This window comes from Hanstruepera neustonica, assembly GCF_002895005.1.
GTDB lineage: Bacteria > Bacteroidota > Bacteroidia > Flavobacteriales > Flavobacteriaceae > Hanstruepera > Hanstruepera neustonica.
Genome location: NZ_POWF01000007.1, coordinates 188,561 through 204,877 on the forward strand (window position 1 = coordinate 188,561; position 16,317 = coordinate 204,877).

Genomic DNA, 16,317 nt, shown 5'->3' on the forward strand with positions numbered 1-16,317 from the left:
CCTAAAGTATAATATACTAAAACTTAATATTACGCCATTTACTGGAGTACATTGGCGCCACACGATTTAATGTTGCTACAAGCTCTGTGATTGGAACATTCGGGCCGTCAGAAAATATTTGTTCAATCTCATCACCTTTAGCATCAAAAAATGTTCTCAATAAAAATGAATTGGGTCTGCGTCTGTTCATGGCATTAAATTCCTCAATGGCACTAGCTATTGCTTCTTTTCCATTTTTAGGGTTCTCGCTCATAATGTCCAAACCTTTTCTATGGTAATCATAAATTACAGAGCGATATTCAGCAAAGGTAGGAGACAACATATTATCAATTAAAGCAAATCTAGTTTGCAAACCATCTTCTAATTTCCATCCTTTAGCATTTTCTTGTTGAGAATAGTTCACAATGGTTTGGGCTTGTTTCAAATACTCTTGACCTCCATTTGGAGCAAATGAATCTGCATCTAAACCTAAAATCATGTAAACATGAAATGCAATTACTGACACTAAATTAGACTCGAATTGATTCTTGTTATATAGCAAATTTTGAAACTCCACATAATTGAATGTAAAATCTTTATCATTTACATTATACACTGGTGTCGTATAGGTTGACCCATAGACTGGTCTTGATGATTGCACTTGAATAGAAGCCTTAAATACATTATTGTTATATTCAGTAACATTAATAAAAATCCCGCATTCTATACGTTCTTGGGTAGCAAATTCCTTATCTGTCCATTTAGTTGAATTCACAAACTCTCGTAATTGAGTTTGAAGGGTTTTAAAAATTTGAAAATTTTCATTTCCTGTAAATTGGGCATTGACAATAACATTGCAATTTAATTCCTGACTTTTAGCAGAAAATGATAGAAAGAACAATAAAACTATTATAAATCTATTCATGAAGTTGTTTTAAAATTTCAACAAAAATGTCTTTCGCTACTTGCTCTTTGGATTTCAAATCAAATGATGTCATATTTTCATTCTCATCAATTAGCGTCACTTTGTTTGTGTCTGATTTAAATCCAGCACCTTTGTCATTCAACGAATTTAACACAATTAAGTTTAAATTCTTCTTTTTTAATTTGGCTTTTGCATTTTCAACTTCATTATCTGTTTCTAATGCAAAACCCACCAAAAACTGATTTTTTTTGATACTTCCTAATGAGGCTAAAATATCTTTTGTTTTTTCCAATTCTAAAGATAACGAATTTTCTGTCTTTTTTATTTTCTTATTGGCAACAACTCTAGGTTTATAATCTGCTACAGCCGCAGCAAGAATAGCGATGTGGCAATCTTCAAAAAACTTATGTACTGCTAAATACATGTCTTCAGCCGATGTAACTGGGATTACCTCAACAAGACTATGGTTTATTTTTTGATTAGTGGGTCCCGAAATCAAATGCACCTCCGCCCCTAAATGGGCTGCTTGTAAAGCAATTTCAAATCCCATCTTTCCACTTGAATGGTTACCTATAAATCTTACTGGGTCTATAGCCTCATACGTTGGTCCAGCAGTAATCAAAACTTTTTTTCCTTTTAGCGGCAACTTGTTTAAAATATCTTTTTCTATAAATTGCACAATGTCTTCGGGTTCAGCCATTCGGCCTTCGCCTATTAAACCACTGGCTAATTCACCACTAGTAGCTGGAATAATAATATTCCCATATCGTTTTAAAACATCTAATGATCGTAAAGTAGATGGGTGCTTGTACATATCCAAATCCATTGCAGGTGCAAAATAAATTGGACATTTTGCCGATAAATAAGTGGCCAGTAAAAGATTATCGCAAACACCATTCGCCATTTTAGACAAGGTATTGGCTGTAGCTGGTGCAATGAGCATCAAATCTGCCCATAACCCTAAATCTACATGGTTATTCCAAACAGCATTATCATCCTCTTCATTGGTAAAAGAAGAATGAATCGGATTTTTTGAGAGAGTTGATAGTGTTAAAGGAGTAATAAATTCCTTTGAGGCAGGAGTCATAACGACTTTAACATTTGCCCCAGCTTTAATAAAAAGTCTGACCAAACTGGCCGTTTTATAAGCGGCAATACCAGCACTTATGCCTAATAGTATATTTTTGCCGCTTAATATTGACATATAATTTTATTACTGAGTATCTTCTTCAGTATTTCTGTGGTAAATTTTACCATCTAACCACTCTTGAACTGCTAAAGCATGAGGTTTTGGTAATTTTTCGTAGAATTTGGAAACTTCTATTTGCTCCTTATTTTCAAAAATTTCTTCAAGACTATCATTATATGTTGCAAATTCTTCCAATTTCTCAATCAATTCCTTCTTGATCTCTGAATTTATTTGTTCTGCTCTCCTTGAAATAATCGAGATAGCCTCATAAATGTTTTCAGTTGGCTCATCAATTTTATTTCTGTTGTAAGTTGTTGTATTAACCGGAGCATTAATCTTCTTTAAATCCATTTTATAATTATTAACTTTTTGTACTGAAATTTTTAAGTTCGTTTTCAATTTCTTCATTCATTCTGTTAGCTTCTTCCATAAATTCAGAATTGGCATAAGAAGTCTTGAAATTGTTATAATATGTTTTGGCGTTTTCTAAACGCTCTTGTTTTTTGTGATAGACACTATTCATAGCCAGTTTGTAAGCTGAATCAAATTTAATAAATAAGGCTTCTTCCCTAAAAACCGATCCAGGAAAATCGAATATAAAGGCATCAATAGCTTGTATTGGCGCATTATAATCGGCCGTGTAACCAGCAATAGTATTATATTGCTTGGCTATATCAAACGCTTTCCTTTCTAATTTAAAATCCAACTCCTTAACCAGTTTGTTTGCTTCAGCTAGATATTCGGATTCTGGGTATAAATTAATAAATGATTGCAACTTGTTGATAGCCTCTTTAGTTTCATGCTGTTCTTTAGAGTAAACTGGTGAAAGCATATAGGCGCTTTTTGCTCCTAAAAAAGATGCTTCCTCGACCTTTTCACTGTTGGGATAAGAGGCCGCAAAACGCTCAAACTGATAACTGGCCAAATACCACTCTTCCATTTCATAATAAGCTTTAGCATGAAGATAGGTTAACTTTTCAGCTTGAGGCTTTCCTCTGTAATTAGGAATAACTTGTTCAAACAACTTGTTGGCCTTTGCATATTTACCTTTCTCAAACTGCTTTTCGCCTTCCTTATACTTGGTACCAATATCGGTTCCCTTCAAGGCTTTCTGGTATTCACTACAAGAACTTAAAAGTGTGCAAGTTATAAATATGTAAAAGAGTTTTTTCATAGTTTTTAAACAGAATGCAAAATTACGTTAATAATGTGTAATTAAAAAATATTTTTATAATGCTAAAATAACGGTTGACTTACAGTATTTATTGGGTTTAAGTTTAATTTAACTTTTACTGTAATTTGATAGAAATTCCTGAATTTTATTTTTCAAGTCATTTGTTGCTTGAACCAATGGCAATCTTACTGTTGCGTCACATAAATCCATAGCTTCCAAAACAGCTTTTATTCCAGCTGGATTATTTTCTGAAAATATCAAACTGGTTATTTCCATGAGTTTAAAATGCAATTCAAAAGCTTCCTTAGCTTGACCATTCAAACCTAAATGAATCATTTTTGTAAAATCAGCTGGAAAGGCCTGACCCAAAACCGAAATAACACCTGATCCTCCTGCTAATGTTACAGATGAAGCCAAGTCATCATCGCCAGATATTATCATAAAGTCTTTGGGTTTGTCTTTTAGAAGCCATAAGTACTGTGACATATTATTTCCTGCTTCTTTAACAGCTATAATATTCTCAAAATCCTTTGCCAATCGAAGTGTCGTTTGGGGTAACATATTTGAGGATGTCCTTCCAGGCACATTGTACATAATTATTGGCACTGGAGCAACAGCAGATATAGCCTTATAATGCTGATAAATACCTTCCTGTGTTGGCTTACTGTAATATGGCGAAACAGATAAAATAGCATCAATACCAGTAAAATCAGTGTTTTTGATTTCTTCAATGACTTGATGGGTATTGTTTCCACCTATACCCAAAACCAATGGTACTCGACTAATATTGGCCTCTTTAATAGTTTTAATTATCTCTTGTTTTTCGGTTTTGGTAATAGTGACGCTTTCTCCTGTTGTACCAGAGATAACAATGTAATCCATACCATTTCCAATATTATAATTAACAATATTGGTCAATGATTCATGATCTACACTCAAATCATTTTTAAATGGTGTTACAATAGCAATACCGACACCTTCAAATTTTTTATTCATTTTATAACTTATTAAATACCTTTAAATACTTTTTTAATTCTCTTTTAAATGCTGAAAAATCTTTAATCCCTGTATTAACAATCAAGTCATTCAATCGTTCATCTTCTTGAAAAATTCCAGCTTTAAATTTTGCTTTTGACAACGCTGTAAGCAACTTTAATTCCAGCACGTCTTTGGCATAAAAGCTTACCAGCAAATCAAATTCAACTCCCAAAAACTCTTCCAGTTCAATATTCTTGATTTTACCATGCCAACCTATATCTTTTGGATTAAAGCAAACATTCCATGAAAAAAGATTCTCTTTCTTATTTTCAGTATAAGCAATAATTTTTAATTTATTTGGTCTAACGTTTAAATCATCAGCTAAAGTTTTAAATACCTCAAAATCATTAACCTCATCACCATTAAATAAAACACCAATACTCTTAACAATACTGTTTTCGCTAATAGCACCTGGTGAATGTAATAGAGAGTTAAGCTTTTTTTTAATAGATTTTTCTTTAAAACCCTTTAAAATCATTATATCTTTATGCTTTGGACAAAGGTAGTAAAAGTACCTTGATAAGCAGATTAATTTTTAGCGCTAGAACATGTTTAAAAAATACGCCTATTTATGCCTCTTTATAATTTTTCTGTCCAGTTGTAAACATGACACCTGGAAGCTAAACAGTATTGAGGGTAAACAAATCAGCATTACAGATACTTTAAAAACGGATACTGCCATAGACTCATTTATACAACCTTACAGAACGCATTTGAATAAAAATCTGGACAGTGTGATATCATATGCGGTTGACACCTATTCGAAGAGCGATGGTGAATTAAATACCGCTATTGGCAACCTATTTGCTGATGTTATTTACGAACAAACCAATCCTGTTTTTAACTCGAGGACTGGTAAAAATATTGATATGGTTTTAGTTAACCATGGTGGCATCAGAGCCATCATATCCAAAGGTAATATCACTATGAGGACAGCTTATGAAATTATGCCTTTTGAAAACAGTATTGTTGTCGTAGCCATGAAGGGTGATAAAGTCCAAGAACTGGTATCCTACCTATTAAAAGCCAAACGCGCCCATCCTATTTCTAAACTACAGATTAAGGTTGATGAAGATTTTAATTTGATTGATGCTAATATAAATGGTATTTCTATAGACCTAAAGAAAACTTATTATGTGGCTACAAATGATTACTTATACAATGGTGGCGACCGAATGACATTCTTTCAACCAAATGACAGTCTTTATGTTATGGATTATAAGATTCGGAATGCCTTGCTTGATTATTTTTTAAAAACAGACACCATCAATCCCAAAATTGATGATCGCTTCATGAAGCTAAAAAATTAATACTATGAAAAGAAGAGATTTTATCAAGCAAACTTCTGCAAGTGCAGCACTTGTGAGCCTAGGCAGTTCTGGATTGACTTCTTGTATTCAAACTGAAAAGCATAAAAAAATCACCATCCTACACACAAACGATGTTCATAGTCATATTGATCCGTTTGGTCCTGAAGACGGCAAAAACCCAAACAAAGGCGGTGTTGCTAGAAGAGCTAGCCTTATTGATATTATTCGGTTGGAAAATCCGAATACCTTGTTATTGGATGCAGGTGATATTTTTCAGGGCACTCCCTACTTCAATTATTATGGTGGTGAATTAGAGTTTAAGCTCATGAGTAAATTAAAATATGACGCAGCTACCATTGGCAATCATGACTTTGACAACGGTATCGATGGCCTTTTTGCGCAATTACCTCATGCTAAATTTGACTTTCTTTCAGCTAACTATGACTTTTCAAATACCATAATGGATGGACATGTTAAGCCTTATCAGGTCTTTATCAAAGATGGAATTAAAATTGGCGTTTTTGGACTTGGCATTCAATTGCAGGGTTTAGTGAACAAAAAACTATACAAAGAAACAGTATACCTGAATCCGCTTGAAATTTCTCAAGACATGTCCAGAATTTTGAAAGAGGACGAAAAATGTGATTTAATTATTTGCTTATCCCATGTAGGATATGACTACAATGGTAATCCAGATATTGTAAGTGATTTGATGATTGCCAAAAACTCGAAGAATATAGACTTAATAATTGGAGGCCATACACATACGTTTCTTCCTGAACCAACTATTGTAACCAATAGTATTGGAGCCAAGGTTTTGGTAAACCAGGTAGGATGTTATGGCATCAATTTGGGCAAAATTGATTTTTATCTGGACAACAGCAAAAATAAAACAGCGCAAGGCGTATCCATCACTGTTTAGATTCCGATAGCCACCTTTTTGTAATGATTTCTTTTGGATTGCGTCTAAACAGCCATCAAACCCAACAATATGAAATCAAAAATCACCTTTGCTCTAAGACTAATAGTCGCGATAATTCTTATTCAAACCTTACGATTTAAATTTACGGCTCATCCGGATAGTGTTTATATTTTTGAACAAGTTGGTTTAGAACCTTATGGTAGAATAGGTATAGGTATTGTGGAATTAATTGCCGGAATCCTCCTGTTAATACCCAAAACCGTTTGGATTGGTGCCTTCTTGACCGTTGGTGTCATTGGCGGTGCCATCATGATGCACTTAACTAAATTAGGTATTGAAGTTAATAATGATTCCGGAATCCTATTTATAACTGCTCTGGTTACCTTTTTTCTATCATTGATTATATTATATCAATATCGAAAGGATATTCCTTTTTTAAAATAGAAAAACAGTTAGGCAAAAAATTGTACTTTTTTGTTTCTGATTTTGGATTGAAAGTGAAAGAAACTAAATGCAAGTACAAATAACAATGTTTGCATTAAATTCAATAGATCTTTATCTGAAATGTAGTAATAAGCTACTTGAATGACTTCAGAAAACACAATACATATAGAGCCAAAGAACAATAATAAAGACTTCTTGTTGTCATTATAAAAGTAGCTGATCAAACATGATGTTAAAATCAACAACATGACTATGTTGTAAATAAGTTCTATAAAAAATAAATAGGAGCCTTCCACATAAGGGTTGACAATGGTCAACAACACATATATAATGTAAACATTCAAAGCACTTAAAACCACCAAATGAATTCGGTAATTTTTGAAAACCATCTTTATATCGAGTGTTTTCATAACATCAATCAACAATAATATATAAGCAGCTATGTAAATTATATTGCCCACTGTATAATTGATACTATCATATAATGTTAATTGTTCATCCGTCATGGTTGAAAAGTCAAAAAACAATTCGTTAAATACCGAAAGCTCTGAAATGGAATACAGTATCAGAAACCACGTGAAATAGATAGATCTGCGTTTGACATTATTAAAATACAACAATGCAAACAAAGGCACGATGAGTGCCCTGAAGAATTGAGACAAGAAATATTCCTGTTTGAATTCAAACACGGTAAATGCTACACATAGCATTATTATAAATCCAATTAATATATTAGACTTTCTAACCCTCATAGATTTACACATTCTTGAAAGCAAATATATACAAAATTTACAATTAATCGATAAAAATATACACTTTAACGATAAAAAGTAACTATTTATATTTATTCTAAATAATCATATTCAAGAAGTCTTGTTCCGAAATAATGGAAACCTGTAGCTTTTCCGCCTTATCTTTCTTACTGGGTCCCATGTTATCACCTGCTACAACATAGTTTGTTTTTGAAGATATTGAAGATGAGACCTTTCCGCCATTGTCTTCAATTAATTTTTTAAGTTCATCACGAGAGACTGATTGAAAAACTCCTGAAACAACAAATGTTTGACCTGATAATTTATCTGTTTGATTAGCCAATTGTTCTTGGGAAAGTTCAAATTGAATACCAACTGACTTCAGCTTATTAATTATGGAGAGATTTTCTTCGTCTTTAAAAAATTGTACAACGCTTTCGGCTATCTTAATACCAATTTCATCAACGTTTACCATTTCTTCTATACTGGCATTTATAAGAGTGTTAATAGATTTATAATACTTGGCTAATTTTTTAGCCACTGTTTCTCCAACATATCTTATTCCCAATGCATAAAGCACACGCTCAAAAGGAATATTTTTTGATTGCTCAATTCCTGTTATCAGATTTTCAGCGCTTTTATCAGCGATTCGCTCTAATGGAAGCACATCCTCTTTTGTTAATTGATACAAATCAGCATAATTGATAATCAGCCCAGCATTAACAAGCAAAGCCACTGTTTCACCCCCTAAACCATCAATATCCATAGCCTTACGACTAATAAAATGCTGAATTCTACCAATAATTTGAGGCTTGCATCCATTATAATTAGGACAATAATGCTGTGCCTCACCTTCTTGCCTTACTAATTCTGTATGGCATTCTGGGCATTGGGTTATATATTGCGTGGGCTCTGAATTAATTGATCTTTTGGTAAAATCAACAGCAATTATCTTTGGAATAATTTCTCCTCCTTTTTCAACAAAAACAGTATCACCTTCCCTTATATCCAATTTGGCTATTTGGTCTGCATTGTGTAATGATGCTCTTTTAACAGTTGTGCCTGCCAATTCAACCGGTTCTAAATTGGCCACTGGCGTAATAGCGCCTGTTCGCCCAACTTGATAAGTGATTTCCAATAATTTTGTCGAAACCTGCTCCGCCTTAAACTTATAAGCGATAGCCCATCTTGGTGCTTTAGCTGTATAACCCAGCTCTTCCTGCTGCTGCAAGCTATTGACTTTTATTACAACACCATCAGTCTCATAAGGTAAATCATGTCTGTTGACATCCCAATATGAAATAAATTCCAAAACCTCATCGATTGAATTCACCAATTTTGCCGCATCAGGCACCTTAAAACCCCAGCTTCTAGCTTCTTCCAAGCTTTCAAATTGTGAAGAAATATTTAAGTTTGTTCCCGTGATATTATAGAGTAAACATTCTAGAGGACGTTTGGCCACTTCTGAACTATCTTGCAGCTTCAAACTTCCTGATGCCGTGTTTCGTGGGTTTCGATAAGGCTCCTCGCCTATTTCAATTCGTGCTTCATTCATTTGATTAAAGCCTTCAAAAGGCAGAACAATTTCACCACGAATATCAAATTTTGGCGGATAATCGCCTTTCAATTGCAATGGAACCGATTTTATGGTTTTAACATTTGCCGTTACATCATCGCCTTGAACACCATCACCTCTTGTCACAGCTTTAATAAACTTCCCATTTTCATAGGTCAAACTAATGGATGCACCATCATATTTTAGTTCGCAGGTATATTGTATGGGACCATCAACCATTTTTTTTATACGTGTTTCCCAATCTAATAAATCCTCTTTGGAATACGAATTATCCAAAGAATACATGCGATGCTCATGAACTACTGTTTGAAAATTTTTGGTTATGGCACCACCTACTCGTTGCGTTGGTGATGTGGCATCAAAAAATTCAGGGTGTTTAGCTTCAAGCTCTTGAAGTTCCTTGAGCTTCATATCAAACTCAAAATCACTAATTGTAGGGCTATCCAACACATAATAATTGTAATTGTGTTGACGAAGTTCTTGACGTAACGTATCTATCTGTTCTTTTACTGGCATAGTTCTATTTCGAGGCTATTAACATTCTATCATTTCCAAAAATATCTTGCTTGAGTTGGCAATTTTTAAAACCATAATCAGCTAGTAACTGTTTGGTTTCCTGACCAAGATATTGATTAATTTCAAAAAATAGTAGCCCATTTTCTTTTAAATTATCAACAGCAAACTCGGTAATGGCCTTATAAAATTGTAATGGATTATCATCGGCTACAAATAATGCTTGGCTTGGTTCATAATCCAAGACATTGGGTTTCATTTCGACTTTTTCCAAATATCGCACATAAGGTGGATTGGAAACAATTATATCAAATTTTCGGTTTTTAGAATCGATGTCATCCTTCTTTAGAATATCTGCTTTAATAAATGTTATCTCAACCTTATTATCTAAAGCATTTTGTTTGGCAATCTGCAAAGCGCCTTCAGAAATATCAATGGCTGTAACTTGGGCATTTGGAAGTTTTTTAGCTAATGTAATAGCAATACACCCTGTTCCTGTTCCAATATCCAAAATATCAAGAGAATTCTCAACTAGGCTCGAAGTCACATTATCAATAATCCATTCAACCAATTCTTCGGTTTCTGGTCTTGGAATTAAGGTATGCTGATTGACTTTAAAATTCAGTCCAAAAAATTCTGTTTCACCAATAATATACTGAATGGGCTCATGATTCTTCAACCTGGACAACGCATCAAATAACGGCTCCTCTTCTTTTTTTAAGATGGTTAATTGTGGTTCAAGCACTAATGAAATTCGATCTAAATCTAAAAAATGCTTAATAAGGATGTTAAAAAAATTAGCGACTTCATGATTACCATATTCGGCATCTAATTCTTTATGAAAAATTGTTTGAATGTCTTTCAGCAACATATTTCAGATTATTACAAATTCTTGATCATCCATACATTGCATGAGTAATGACCCGTGTCTCCTAATGGCTGCTCTAAATTTTCAAATCCAGACTTACTATATAATTTTCTGGCGTCATCCATATAAGGCATGGTCTCCAAGTAACATTTTTCAAAACCAAACTCTTTAGCTTTTTTTAAACATGCGTCCATCATTAAAGAACCAAGACCTCTCCCTCTGGCTTCAGGTAAGAAATACATTTTTTGAAGCTCACAAACATTGCCATCAAAGTTATCCAAGGGTGCAATTCCTGCACCGCCAATAATGCGACCTTCATAATCAATGACATAATAGGTGGATTTACTTCCACTATAGGTTTCGGTCATGGTATCCAATGATTTGTCTGCGTAAGCAGTACCGACTTTTGGAACTCCAAATTCAATCAAAACATTTCGAATGACTTGAGCTACTTGCTCATCATCTCGTTTGGTTATTTCCCGTATAACAATATTATTATTGCTCACTATATTGTGTTATTTTTACGCCTGTGAAGATACATGAAAAATACATAAATCGTTGTATTGAAATTGCCAAAAACGGTTTGGGAACAACGGCTCCAAACCCCATGGTAGGTTGTGTGATTGTACACGAGAAAACGATTATTGGTGAAGGCTTCACCAGTCAATATGGTGGTCCTCATGCCGAAGTCAAGGCTATTGAATCAGTCACCAATAAAGAGCTCCTCAAACTAGCGACACTTTATGTCACTTTGGAGCCTTGTAGCCATTTTGGAAAAACACCGCCTTGTGCCGATTTAATAGTGGAATATAAAATCCCCAAAGTTGTCATTGGAACTATTGATATTCATAGCAAAGTTGCTGGCAAGGGCATTGAAAGACTTAAAAATGCGGGATGTGAAGTAATTGTTGGGGTATTGGAAGATGTATGTAAAGAACATCACAAGCGTTTTTTTACGTTTCACAATAAAAAAAGACCGTATATTATTCTGAAATGGGCTCAAAGTGCCGATGGATTTATTTCTCCAAAGAGCAAACCCCAAAACAAGCCTGTTTGGATATCCAATAGCGCTTCTCAACAATTAGTGCATAAGTGGCGTACAGAAGAGCAAGCTATTTTGATTGGCACCAAAACAGCTATTGATGATAACCCTAGTTTAACGGCCAGAAAATGGCAAGGACGAAACCCGATTCGAATCGTTTTGGACCGAACCCGAAAATTACCTTCAGATTTGAACGTTTTTAATAAAGAAGCAACCACCATTATTATTTCAGATCAAGAAATCGATTTTAAGAACAATGTTCCCGCAAACATCTGCTCTTATTTGTATAAACAAAACATTCAATCGGTCATCATTGAAGGAGGCTCTAAAACACTGCAATCCTTTATTGATGCGAACCTTTGGGATGAAGCGCGTATTTTTACAGGACCCAAATTATTGAAAGCTGGTACTCCATCACCACATTTCGATTACAAACCTACTACATCCAGTACTTTACTAAATGATACTTTAAAAATTTATATTAATGGTTAAAGCCTTGATTTTTGATTTTGGGGACGTTTTTATAAACCTGGATAAAAAAGGCGCTATGGACAATGCCTTAAATCTCTTTAAGCTTAATCAATTTACGCCACCAATGATTCATACCAATGAATTGTATGAGCAAGGCAAAATAACTTCAGAAGATTTTATGTTATTTTACTTAAAATCCTTTCCTTACTTGACAAGAGAACAGATTTTAGATGCTTGGAATTATATATTGAAGGATTTTCCAAGGCACCGATTGCACTTTATTGACGATTTAGCCAAAAAACAAGATTATGAACTCATTTTGTTGAGTAACACCAATGAATTACATATTAATTGGATCAAAGAAAATGTTCCATTCTATGGTACTTTTAAGAACAGCTTCCACCAATTTTATTTGTCTCATGAAATTGGATTAAGAAAACCTAACGAGGATATTTTTCAATTCGTGTTGGACAAAAATAATCTTAATCCAAAAGAATGCCTTTTTATTGATGACACTACTGAAAATACTATAACAGCTGAAAATATGGGTTTTCACGTTTGGAACATTGATGAAACCTCTCAAGATATCACGGATTTATTTTCCATAAAACAGGAGTTGTTTTGATTTATCTGTTATTTAGCATCTTATCCTCAACAGCCATTTTCGTGTTGTTTAAATTGTTTGATCGTTATCGAATAAATACGCTTCAGGCTATTGTCACAAATTATATAACGGCCTTCATTCTCGGTTTGAGTTTAAGCACCAAGAAGTTTAATCTTTCTGAAATTTGGAATGCGAAATGGTTTTTGGGTGCCATTCTTTTGGGATTCTTATTTATAAGCATATTCAACATTATGGCCATTGTTTCGCAACGAAACGGTGTATCAGTGGCCTCGGTTGCCACAAAAATGAGCGTTGTTATACCAGTCATTTTTGGAATTTATCTTTATGGAGAAAGCACTGGACTTCAAAAACTTTTAGGTATCGTTTTAGCTTTAGTTGCCGTAGTTCTGGTCTCGCTTAAACCAAAATCCCACATTCGAATCAAAAACAATCTATTATTTCCATTTTTAGTGTTTTTGGGTTCTGGAATCATAGATACATCGATTAAATATTTAGAAACTTTTTATGTTGAAGATAATGGCATACCACTTTTTTCAGCCACAATTTTTGGTTGTGCAGCTATTATTGGTGTTTCCTTATTATTATTATTTAAAAAACTTAATGGCTCTTTTAAATTGAACAAATTAAGCCTTTTAAGTGGCTCCATTTTAGGTGTTGTGAACTATGCGTCCATTTATTATTTACTAAAAGCTTTGGACCATGAATCACTAGAGAGTTCAACAATTTTTACTGTAAATAACGTAGCCATCGTCATGCTTTCAGGGATTGTTGGTCTATTATTATTCAAAGAAAGATTATCCTTGAAAAACTGGTTAGGAATTGGTATGGCCATACTTTCAATTCTATTGGTTACATTAGCGTAATTTGAAAGTTAAAGACACATACAAAACCATTAAATCGCCTTCAGAAGAGGTATTATTCAAAGACAAAAACAGTAAATTTTTCGGATATGCATTTCCTGTTACGTCTGAAGCAGCCATCAAGCAACATTTGGAAACATTAAAAGCACAGCATCATTCTGCAAGACATTGGTGCTATGCCTATCAGTTAGGAAAAATAGAGAAATCCATTCAATTCAGAGCTAATGATGATGGCGAACCAAACAACAGTGCTGGCATGCCCATTTATGGGCAAATACAATCATTTGATGTAACCGATATTTTAATTGTTGTAGTACGTTATTTTGGCGGTGTTAAATTGGGTGTCAGTGGCCTAATAAATGCTTATAAATCTGCTGCGCAATTAGCTTTGGAAAATTCAGAAATCATTACAAAGACCATCAATGTTCCATATCTCATCACTTTTGAATATAAGGACATGAATAAGGTCATGCGATTGATTAAAGAGAAAAATCTCAAGATTGTAGATCAAAAACTGGAACTGACTTGCGAGATAACCATTTCAGTAAGACTTAAACAAGCTGAAAAGACATACAATTCCTTTAACAGCATATATGGTGTCGAAATTCGAGAGTTAACTCTGTAATTTTTCTAAAATATAATCAGGGCATTTGATGGGTCGTTTCGTTTTCATGTCAATAAAAGCCAAAACCGTATTAGCAGAAACTAACAAATCGCCATTTTCATTATAAATTTCATAATCAAATTCTATCTTAACAGAAGGTAATTTTGGCAGTGTCGTTTTTACTTTAATTACCTCATCATAAAGGGCTGACTTTTTGAATTTTAAATTCATGGAAATTACTGGTAACATGACTCCATCATCTTCCATTTCTTTATACGAAATTCCTTTTTTTCGGAGCCACTCTGTTCGACCCATTTCAAGATACAAGGCATAATTTCCATGATGTACGACTCCCATCTGATCCGTTTCACCATATCTCACTCTTATTGGGATTTCATCGAAAAACATCTGTCTTTTTAAATATTTTTTTGTAGTTTAGGCATGGCTTCAAACATGAGAAAAAAATTCTAAAAATTCAATAGCCTATCATTTTTTTTTTTAGAATTTTGTTCACATATTTGTCGTGCTAAAAATCAACGAGGGAAATCCGCTTCTCTTAAACTAACTAACTAGTAAATTTCAACTTGAAGAATGAGTAAAACTGCGCAATCGGTATGGGAAAATTGTCTTGAATTCATAAAGGATAATATTCAACCGCAAGCATACAAAACATGGTTTGAACCTATAGTAGCAGTTAAGTTTGCCGATAATGCCTTAAGTATCCAAGTGCCCAGTAAGTTTTTTTACGAATGGCTTGAGGAACATTACGTTAAAATATTAAAAGTTGCCCTAACCAAGCAATTAGGTGAAAATGCCAAACTGGTATATATTATCAAAATGGAAAACACCTATGGCAACAAACAACCATTCACTGAAAAAATTCCAAGTTCTAATCGAACAGCTGTTAAAGCACAAGATGTTGATATTCCTTTAAATAATAAAAGTCCAGAATTACGAAATCCGTTTATCATTCCTGGAATCCGTAATGTTAAAATAGAATCTCAACTCAATCCTAATTATAATTTCGAGAATTTTTTAGAAGGTGACTCCAACCGATTGGCAAGAAGTGCTGGTTTAGCCGTTGCTGCAAAACCCGGAGGAACTTCTTTTAATCCGTTATTGATATTTGGTGGTGTTGGTTTAGGAAAGACACATTTAGCGCATGCTATTGGTGTTGATATTAAAGATAAATATCCGGAAAAGACGGTATTATACATTTCAGCTGAAAAGTTTACCCAACAATATATAGATTCAGTAAAAAAGAATAATAGAAATGACTTTATTCATTTTTACCAAATCATTGACATCTTAATTATTGATGACGTCCAATTTTTGTCGGGAAAATCTGGAACACAAGATGTTTTCTTCCATATATTCAATCACTTACATCAAAATGGTAAGCAAGTTATTTTAACTAGTGATAAAGCTCCTGTTGATATGCAGGATATTGAACAACGATTATTATCCAGATTCAAATGGGGTCTTTCTGCCGAATTGCAAAGCCCAGATTTTGAAACCCGTGTTTCCATTTTAAAGAATAAACTGTATCGTGATGGTGTGGAAATGCCAGAAGAAATTATTGAATATGTTGCCAAACACATAAAATCCAACATCAGAGAATTGGAAGGCGCTATCATATCTTTAATTGCACAGTCATCATTTAATAAAAAGGAAATCACGACTGAATTAGCGAAACAAGTTGTTGAAAAGTTTGTAAAGAATACCAAACGTGAAGTTTCTATTGACTACATTCAGAAAATTGTTTCTGATTATTTCCAAATGGATATTGACACTTTGCAATCTAAAACCAGAAAACGCCATATTGTGCAAGCTAGACAATTAGCCATGTTCTTTGCTAAAAAGTTTACCAAAGCATCCCTTGCCAGTATTGGTTCACAAATTGGAAAACGTGATCATGCTACTGTTTTACATGCTTGCAAAACAGTTGACAATTTATCATCTACTGATAAGCAATTTAGAAAATACGTTGAAGATTTAACTAAAAAACTGTCGGTATAAATTACT

General features: G+C 33.7%; 19 protein-coding genes. 8 read left to right on the plus strand and 11 right to left on the minus strand.

The window, feature by feature from the left end:
- Nucleotides 1–16: 16 nt before the first annotated feature.
- The 6 genes from porD to C1T31_RS11140 all read right to left on the minus strand — a co-directional run bounded on the left by porD (nt 17) and on the right by C1T31_RS11140 (nt 4,783).
- On the minus strand, nt 17–904 hold the full coding sequence (gene porD, locus C1T31_RS11115; protein ID WP_103052563.1) for a type IX secretion system protein PorD: 888 nt from the start codon (nt 902–904) through the stop codon (nt 17–19).
- Nucleotides 897–2,108 carry a bifunctional phosphopantothenoylcysteine decarboxylase/phosphopantothenate--cysteine ligase CoaBC gene (gene coaBC, locus C1T31_RS11120; protein WP_103052564.1) on the minus strand — a complete coding sequence of 404 codons (1,212 nt, stop codon included), beginning with the start codon at nt 2,106–2,108 and terminating at the stop codon, nt 897–899. The genes porD and coaBC overlap by 8 nt, the downstream gene beginning before the upstream one ends.
- A 9-nt stretch (nt 2,109–2,117) precedes the next feature.
- Nucleotides 2,118–2,444: a DNA-directed RNA polymerase subunit omega gene (locus C1T31_RS11125; RefSeq protein WP_103052624.1), complete on the minus strand. Its 327-nt coding sequence runs from the start codon at nt 2,442–2,444 to the stop codon at nt 2,118–2,120.
- A 10-nt stretch (nt 2,445–2,454) separates the two neighbouring features.
- On the minus strand, nt 2,455–3,267 hold the full coding sequence (locus C1T31_RS11130) for an outer membrane protein assembly factor BamD (RefSeq protein ID WP_103052565.1): 813 nt from the start codon (nt 3,265–3,267) through the stop codon (nt 2,455–2,457).
- Between the two features lie 108 nt (nt 3,268–3,375).
- Nucleotides 3,376–4,263 (minus strand): 4-hydroxy-tetrahydrodipicolinate synthase, encoded by an 888-nt coding sequence (dapA, locus tag C1T31_RS11135; protein WP_103052566.1) that lies wholly within the window; start codon nt 4,261–4,263, stop codon nt 3,376–3,378.
- A 1-nt stretch (nt 4,264) separates the two neighbouring features.
- Nucleotides 4,265–4,783 (minus strand): DUF6913 domain-containing protein, encoded by a 519-nt coding sequence (locus C1T31_RS11140; protein ID WP_103052567.1) that lies wholly within the window; start codon nt 4,781–4,783, stop codon nt 4,265–4,267.
- 70 nt (nt 4,784–4,853) lie between these two features.
- On the opposite strand from C1T31_RS11140, the gene C1T31_RS11145 reads away from it, so the two are divergent.
- From C1T31_RS11145 to C1T31_RS11155, 3 genes are all read left to right on the plus strand, one after another.
- Entirely contained in the window at nt 4,854–5,615 is a 762-nt protein-coding gene (locus C1T31_RS11145) for a 5'-nucleotidase C-terminal domain-containing protein (protein ID WP_103052568.1), read from the plus strand.
- Between the two features lie 4 nt (nt 5,616–5,619).
- Nucleotides 5,620–6,537, plus strand: a complete 918-nt coding sequence (locus tag C1T31_RS11150) for a bifunctional metallophosphatase/5'-nucleotidase (protein ID WP_103052569.1) — start codon at nt 5,620–5,622, stop codon at nt 6,535–6,537.
- Between the two features lie 69 nt (nt 6,538–6,606).
- Nucleotides 6,607–6,981: a DoxX family protein gene (locus C1T31_RS11155; RefSeq protein WP_103052570.1), complete on the plus strand. Its 375-nt coding sequence runs from the start codon at nt 6,607–6,609 to the stop codon at nt 6,979–6,981.
- An 8-nt stretch (nt 6,982–6,989) separates the two neighbouring features.
- Here the strand turns inward: C1T31_RS11155 and C1T31_RS11160 are convergent, their stop codons facing one another.
- From C1T31_RS11160 to C1T31_RS11175, 4 genes are all read right to left on the minus strand, one after another.
- Nucleotides 6,990–7,733, minus strand: a complete 744-nt coding sequence (locus tag C1T31_RS11160) for a hypothetical protein (RefSeq protein ID WP_103052571.1) — start codon at nt 7,731–7,733, stop codon at nt 6,990–6,992.
- 97 nt (nt 7,734–7,830) lie between these two features.
- Nucleotides 7,831–9,825, minus strand: a complete 1,995-nt coding sequence (gene ligA / locus C1T31_RS11165; protein ID WP_103052572.1) for an NAD-dependent DNA ligase LigA — start codon at nt 9,823–9,825, stop codon at nt 7,831–7,833.
- 4 nt (nt 9,826–9,829) lie between these two features.
- On the minus strand, nt 9,830–10,693 hold the full coding sequence (prmC, locus tag C1T31_RS11170) for a peptide chain release factor N(5)-glutamine methyltransferase (protein ID WP_103052573.1): 864 nt from the start codon (nt 10,691–10,693) through the stop codon (nt 9,830–9,832).
- An 11-nt stretch (nt 10,694–10,704) separates the two neighbouring features.
- The gene (locus C1T31_RS11175; protein WP_103052574.1) at nt 10,705–11,196 is read right to left on the minus strand and encodes a GNAT family N-acetyltransferase; all 492 of its coding nucleotides are present in this window, start codon (nt 11,194–11,196) and stop codon (nt 10,705–10,707) included.
- Nucleotides 11,197–11,219: 23 nt separating this feature from the next.
- On the opposite strand from C1T31_RS11175, the gene ribD reads away from it, so the two are divergent.
- From ribD to C1T31_RS11195, 4 genes are read left to right on the plus strand one after another with little or no spacing between them, the layout of a single operon-like run.
- Complete coding sequence (ribD, locus tag C1T31_RS11180) at nt 11,220–12,224, plus strand: bifunctional diaminohydroxyphosphoribosylaminopyrimidine deaminase/5-amino-6-(5-phosphoribosylamino)uracil reductase RibD (protein ID WP_103052575.1); 1,005 nt, start codon at nt 11,220–11,222, stop codon at nt 12,222–12,224.
- On the plus strand, nt 12,217–12,828 hold the full coding sequence (locus C1T31_RS11185; protein ID WP_103052576.1) for an HAD-IA family hydrolase: 612 nt from the start codon (nt 12,217–12,219) through the stop codon (nt 12,826–12,828). The genes ribD and C1T31_RS11185 overlap by 8 nt, the downstream gene beginning before the upstream one ends.
- A complete protein-coding gene (locus C1T31_RS11190; protein WP_103052577.1) occupies nt 12,825–13,691 on the plus strand; it encodes a DMT family transporter in 867 nt (288 codons plus the stop codon). The genes C1T31_RS11185 and C1T31_RS11190 overlap by 4 nt, the downstream gene beginning before the upstream one ends.
- Nucleotide 13,692: 1 nt before the next feature.
- Nucleotides 13,693–14,313 (plus strand): IMPACT family protein, encoded by a 621-nt coding sequence (locus C1T31_RS11195; protein ID WP_103052578.1) that lies wholly within the window; start codon nt 13,693–13,695, stop codon nt 14,311–14,313.
- Here C1T31_RS11195 and C1T31_RS11200 read toward each other — a convergent pair.
- Nucleotides 14,302–14,700, minus strand: a complete 399-nt coding sequence (locus C1T31_RS11200; protein ID WP_103052579.1) for an acyl-CoA thioesterase — start codon at nt 14,698–14,700, stop codon at nt 14,302–14,304. The two genes, C1T31_RS11195 and C1T31_RS11200, sit on opposite strands and share 12 nt — an antisense overlap.
- 183 nt (nt 14,701–14,883) lie before the next feature.
- Here C1T31_RS11200 and dnaA point away from each other — a divergent pair, with 183 nt between their 5' ends.
- Nucleotides 14,884–16,311: a chromosomal replication initiator protein DnaA gene (gene dnaA / locus C1T31_RS11205; protein ID WP_103052580.1), complete on the plus strand. Its 1,428-nt coding sequence runs from the start codon at nt 14,884–14,886 to the stop codon at nt 16,309–16,311.
- Nucleotides 16,312–16,317 lie beyond the last annotated feature (6 nt).